General features: G+C 75.7%; 5 protein-coding genes and 1 pseudogene. All 6 read left to right on the top strand.

The window, feature by feature from the left end; genetic code table 11:
* Positions 1–491 precede the first annotated feature (491 nt).
* On the top strand, positions 492–1,628 hold the full coding sequence (proB, locus tag AB0E96_RS37280; protein ID WP_359830677.1) for a glutamate 5-kinase: 1,137 nt from the start codon (positions 492–494) through the stop codon (positions 1,626–1,628).
* A gap of 186 nt (positions 1,629–1,814) precedes the next feature.
* Positions 1,815–2,339, top strand: a complete 525-nt coding sequence (locus AB0E96_RS37275) for a hypothetical protein (RefSeq protein ID WP_359830675.1) — start codon at positions 1,815–1,817, stop codon at positions 2,337–2,339.
* 192 nt (positions 2,340–2,531) lie between these two features.
* Positions 2,532–3,854: a glutamate-5-semialdehyde dehydrogenase gene (locus tag AB0E96_RS37270; RefSeq protein WP_359830673.1), complete on the top strand. Its 1,323-nt coding sequence runs from the start codon at positions 2,532–2,534 to the stop codon at positions 3,852–3,854.
* Between the two features lie 89 nt (positions 3,855–3,943).
* Positions 3,944–4,528, top strand: a complete 585-nt coding sequence (locus AB0E96_RS37265; protein ID WP_359830671.1) for a hypothetical protein — start codon at positions 3,944–3,946, stop codon at positions 4,526–4,528.
* Positions 4,529–4,692: 164 nt separating this feature from the next.
* Entirely contained in the window at positions 4,693–5,751 is a 1,059-nt protein-coding gene (locus tag AB0E96_RS37260; RefSeq protein WP_359830669.1) for a hypothetical protein, read from the top strand.
* Positions 5,752–5,761: 10 nt separating this feature from the next.
* Positions 5,762–5,856: pseudogene (locus AB0E96_RS37255) on the top strand (sugar ABC transporter permease); the annotation flags it as partial.

The following is a 5,856-nucleotide window of genomic DNA, read 5'->3' as shown; positions in this document are numbered from 1 at the left end:
GTCGCGCCGGTCGGGGCGCCGCCGGTCTGGGCGCCGCCGGTCTGGGCCGGGGCCGCGCCGGTGGCGCCGCCGGTACCGGCCGGGGTGTCCGCGTTGTCCGGCCCGCAGGCGGCGAGCGACAGGGCGGTGGCCGCCGCGAGCGCGGCGACGGTCAGCTTGGTGGTGTACGAACGCATGGTGCGCTTTTCTCCTGGGCGCGCGGCCGCGGCCGTTGCCGGCCTTTGCCCGGTGCGGCGCCGCCCGTCGTGACAGGAAGGGTCGATGACGACATGGGTCCAGCGGGCAAGAAGCCGTCCCCCGATCTGGCTTGCGGTCAGGGACCATACCAGCCATCCGGATTCGCGGCCGGACTGTGGCAGGCCCGTGGCCGCCCCGGGTCCAGCCGGTGAAACAACCCGCCGGTGACCTGCGCCGATCACGTAGATTTCGGGGGTGACGGCCGGTCCCGGGCCCCGTCGCACCCGCACCACACCGGAAGGGCGTACAGCGAGATGAGCGAGGACTCTCTGCGGGAGGAGGTGCTGACCGCTCGGCGGATCGTCGTCAAGGTCGGCTCCTCCTCACTGACCACGGCGGCCGGCGGCCTGGACGCCGACCGCGTCGACGCCCTGGTGGACGCGCTCGCCAAGCTGCGCGCCCGCCCCGAGGCCCCGGAGGTCGTCCTGGTCTCCTCCGGCGCGATCGCCGCCGGACTCGCCCCGCTCGGCCTGGACAGGCGGCCCAAGGACCTGGCCCGCCAGCAGGCCGCCGCCAGCGTCGGCCAGGGACTGCTCGTCGCCCGCTACACCGCCTCCTTCGCCCGCTACGGAGTCCGGGTCGGGCAGGTGCTGCTCACCGCCGAGGACGCCAGCCGGCGCGCCCACTACCGCAACGCCTACCGCACCCTGGACCAGCTGCTGGCGATGGGCGCGATGCCGATCGTCAACGAGAACGACACCGTCGCCACCGCCGAAATCAAGTTCGGCGACAACGACCGGCTCGCCGCCCTGGTCGCCCACCTGGTCCGGGCCGACCTGCTGGTGCTGCTCTCCGACGTCGACGGTCTGTACGACGGCGATCCGGCCCGCCCCGGCACCAGCCGGATCGCCGAGGTGCGCGGCCCGCAGGACCTCGACGGCATCGAGATCGGCAGCGCCGGCAAGGCCGGGGTCGGCACCGGCGGCATGGTCACCAAGGTCGAGGCGGCCCGGATCGCCACCGGCGCGGGCATCCCGGTGGTGCTCACCGCCGCCAGCCACGCCGCCGACGCGCTGGCCGGCCGGCCCACCGGCACGCTCTTCCTGCGCACCGGCAGCCGGACCTCCGACCGGATGCTCTGGCTGGCCCACGCGAGCAGCCCGCGCGGGGCGCTGCACCTGGACGAGGGCGCCGTCCGGGCGGTCGTCTCCGGCGGCGCCTCGCTGCTGCCGGCCGGGGTCACCAAGGTCGACGGGGAGTTCGCCGCGGGTGATCCGGTGGACCTTCTTGGCGAAAACGGCCACATCGTGGCTCGCGGACTGGTCAACTTTGATGCGAGGGAGTTGCCCCGCCTGCTCGGCCGGTCCACCCGCGACCTGGCCCAGGAGTTCGGCGCCGCGTACGAGCGCGAGGTCGTCCACCGCGACGACCTGGTCGTTCTGCGCGGCTGACCGGCCCGGCTTCCCGGCCCGGGGGCCGGCACCGGCCGCCCGGCCGATCGGCGCAGCGCGGACGGCGGGCCGCTCCGTACCCGGAGCGGACCGGCCACCGGCGAGGAGGGGCGCAGCCGTACCCGTCGGCCGAGGGCCGACGGGGCCGGTGGGGACGACAGGACATCGCCGAACAGGAGGCCGCCGGTGGAACGCAGGCGCGAGGGAGCGCTGACCGCAGGGACGGCGGGCCGACGGCTGACCAGCATCGACGGCGGACGCGGGGACGGCCCCGCCGAGCCGGCCGGTCCGCCGACGCAGCGGCCCGGCGGGGTGCGCAGGCTGCGGCCCGACCGCGACCGGGCGGCCCAGCCGCCCACCGTGCCCGAGCAGGCCCGGCTGTGGCACGTGGTGCTGAGCGTGGCCGGGCAGGTCACCCCGCTGTCCGCGCTGCGCGCCTCGCTGGAGCAGCTGGCGCACGACCACTCGTTCTTCCTGACCGCCCGCTACGCGGCCGACCACGCCGAGATCCGCTACTGGGAGCAGGCCCGGGACCTGCACGACGCGGCGGCGATCGCGCTGCGGCTGTGGGGCGAGCACAAGGTCACCGCGAACCTGCCGCCGTGGGAGATCGTCGGGCTGGAGGTGGTCGACCGGGCGACGTACCACAAACGGGTGGCGGAGGGCTTCGGCGATCCGCCACCGCACCTGGGCGGGGTGCACCCGTACTGAGCCGCGGTCGGGCGTGTGCGCGCCGGAGCCGGCGTCACGGCCGCGTCCCGGTCGGACCCGGCGTCCCGGTCGGACCCGGCGGCCCGGGCGGGCACGGCATCCTGGTCGGGCACGGCATTCCGGCCGGGTACGGCGTCTCACCGGGCGAAATGCCGCCCGGGCGGGGCGGGGGCAGTCGCTACCCTTGGCGGCATGACCAGCGACCTCGCCACCGCCGACAGCCCCGTCCTCGCCGTAGCGCGCCGAGCCCGGGAGGCCGCCGCCCTGCTCGCCCCGCTGCCGCGCGGCGCGAAGGACGCCGCGCTGCTGGCGGTCGCCGACGCCCTGGTGGCCCGCAGCGCCGAGATCGTCGCGGCCAACGCCGAGGACGTGGAGCGGGCCCGGGCGGCCGACACGGCCGAGTCGGTGATCGACCGGCTGACCCTGACCGACGAGCGGATCGCCGCGATCGCCTCCGACGTGCGCGACGTGGCCGGCCTGCCCGACCCGGTCGGCGAGGTGGTGCGCGGCTACACCCTGCCCAACGGCCTGGACGTGCGGCAGGTCCGGGTGCCGCTCGGCGTGGTCGGCATCATCTACGAGGCCCGCCCGAACGTCACCGCCGACGCCGCCGCGCTCTGCCTCAAGTCCGGCAACGCGGTGCTGCTGCGCGGCTCCGCCTCGGCCTACCGTTCCAACACCGCGCTGGTCGCCGTCCTGCGCGACGCCGTCGCCGCGGCCGGGCTGCCCGCCGACGCGGTCCAGCTGGTGCCGGGGGAGAGCCGGGACTCGGTCCAGGAGCTGATGCGCGCCCGCGGCTACGTGGACGTGCTGATCCCGCGCGGCGGCGCCTCGCTGATCCGCGCCGTGGTCGAGGGCTCGACCGTCCCGGTGATCGAGACCGGCACCGGCAACTGCCACGTCTACGTGGACGCCGAGACCGACCTGGCGATGGCCGTCGGCATCCTGCTGAACTCCAAGGCCCAGCGGGTCAGCGTCTGCAACGCGGCCGAGACGCTGCTGGTCCACCAGGACGTCGCGGAGGCCTTCCTGCCGCTCGCGCTGGCGGCCCTCGCCGAGGCCGGGGTGACGGTGCACGGCGACGAGGCGGTGCTGAAGGCCGCCGAGGGCGGCCCGGCCACCGTGGTGCCGGCCACCGACGAGGACTGGGGCGCCGAGTACCTCTCGCTGGACCTGGCCGCGGCCGTGGTGCCCTCGCTGGACGCCGCCGTCGATCACATCCGCCGCTGGTCCTCCGGCCACACCGAGGCGATCGTCACCACCTCGCAGGCCGCCGCCCGCCGCTTCACCCGGTTGGTGGACTCCACCACGGTGACCGTCAACGCCTCCACCCGCTTCACCGACGGCGGCGAATTCGGCTTCGGCGCGGAGATCGGCATCTCCACCCAGAAGCTGCACGCCCGCGGCCCGATGGGCCTGCCGGAGCTGACCAGCACCAAGTACATCGTCACTGGTGACGGGCACGTCCGCGGCGAGGCGACGCAGACCGTGGGCGGGGGCGCGGACGGGCGCTGACCGCGCTCCGAGGGGCGGCCGTCACACGTGTGACGGACCAACTGCCGGGAGCCACAGACAAATCGCCCGGCCGGTAATACGCTGAATCCGTGGCTGAGGATGTGGGGGGCTTCCCGTACCCCGACGGCGCCGACCACGGTGGTGCGGACGACGAGTTCGCCACCGTGGTCTTCGATGAGGCCTTCGTCCGGTCCGCCGCCGTGCACGAGCCGACCGCCAAGGAGCGGCAACTCGCCGCCGCCGAGGCCCGGTTCGAGCCGGAGACCGCGGGTCCGGGCTGGGGCCGTGACGTCCCGGCCGGGGAGGGGCTGCCGCTGGAGCTGCGCCCCTACCCGAGCGGACTGGACGCGGACCACCTCTACCCCGACCCGTGGTCGGGGCCGGGCCGGGCGGCCGACCGCCGGGTCCGGCGGCGGTGGCGACGAGGCTACGACCCGGTGCGCGCCGACGGGCGGTACGTGGCTCAGCAGCGCTGGCACCGGCCGGTGGCCTGGGTGCTCGCCGTGATCATGGGCGTGAGCCTGGTGGCGGTCGCGGTCGCGGCGGTCTACCAGGGCGTGGGCGGCTCCTCGGGGGCGCCCCGGCGCCCCGAGTCCGGCAGCAGCAGCGTCGGGGCCGACCCGGGGCAGGCGCCGGCGGAGCCGCCGCTGGTGGTCACGGCGCCGGCGGGCTAGCGCGGTCCGGCCGGTCCGGCCGGTGCGGGTGCGGGCGGGTCGGAGGGGCGGGCGCGGGCGCTTCCGGGCGCGGGCGTACGCCCCGGAGCGGTGGTCACGGAGCGTCCCCGGGAATGTGCGCCCGGACCCTCGTGGCGGCGCTGGTGTCCGCCTACCCTGGTGGTGTGGGTGACCCGCGAGAGCCTCCTGAGGGTACGCCCCAGGACGGCTCCGGCAACGAGGACGAATTCCGGTCCGTCGTGTTCGACGAATCGTTCGTGCGGGCTGCCCGCATCCAGGAACTGTCCGCCCGGGAGCGGCTCGCGGGCTCCTTCGGCAAGGCCACCCGGCCGCGGGTGCGGCTCGGCCCGCTGGGCACCGTCCCGCGCCAGGCGCTCCTGCTGCTGCTGCTCGTCCTGCTGGCCTTCGGGACCGCGGTGTACTTCGGGGTGAGCTCGCCGAAGGGCGCCGCGGTGCGGCCCGAGGGCAGCCAAGTGACCGTCAGCCTGGTCGCGTTGAGCCCGTCCTCGGCCGTCCACCCGGTCGCCGATCCGGCGAACCCCTTCGCCGCGCTGCCGCCCGGCTACGCGGACGGCACGGTCGGGCTGAACACCCCGACCGGGGCCGCCACCGGGCACTTCAGCCGGGTCGAGGTGGGCAAGGCGCTCGACACCGTCCAGCGCTACCTGGTCGCCTCCTCGCTCTCCCCGGCCGCGCTGGTCCAGGGCGCCACCGCGGGCGTCCGGGACTTCGTCACACCCGGTGAGCAGGCGGAGTTCGACGCGAGCGTGGCCCAACCGGTGGACGACCGCCACCACGCGGTGACCGGCTGGATCGTCCGCTTCGACCCGACGCGGGTCGCGCTGGCCTCGAACACCGTGAAGGTGGTCGGCGCGATGCGGATCGACGAGGCGGACGGCGGGACCCTGCGGATCACCACCGACCACACCTTCGTCTACGCGCTGAAGCCGGCCGGGGCCCCGGCTGGAGCGCCGGTCACCCTGGAGACCGTGCGGCGGCAGCTGACCTTCGAGTTCGACCGGGTGGACCTGGCCTCGGGGCAGCTGCGGCTGGTGGACTCGGTGGTGCAGGCCGGGCCGGAGCCCTGCGGCACCTCGATGGCGGGCTTCCTGCAGCCGGTGCTGGCCACCGCGCAGGGCACGGAGGTCGCGCCGCCGACGCCGGTCGACCCCGGCAACCACGCCCGGCCGGGCTGGCAGGTGTGCGAGGTGATGGCGGGCTGAGGCGCCGGGGCAGAGCTATAACTACGGCGCGGCCTGCGTCGTCGCCCTGGTGCTGTTCGGCATCTCGATGGCCGTCACCTCGATCCTGCTCCGCCGCCGCTCCGG

This window comes from Kitasatospora sp. NPDC036755 (genome assembly GCF_040636595.1).
Classification (GTDB): Bacteria; Actinomycetota; Actinomycetes; order Streptomycetales; family Streptomycetaceae; genus Kitasatospora.
Note: the sequence above shows the minus strand (reverse complement) of the source record. Positions and strands in the feature narration are given on the sequence as shown.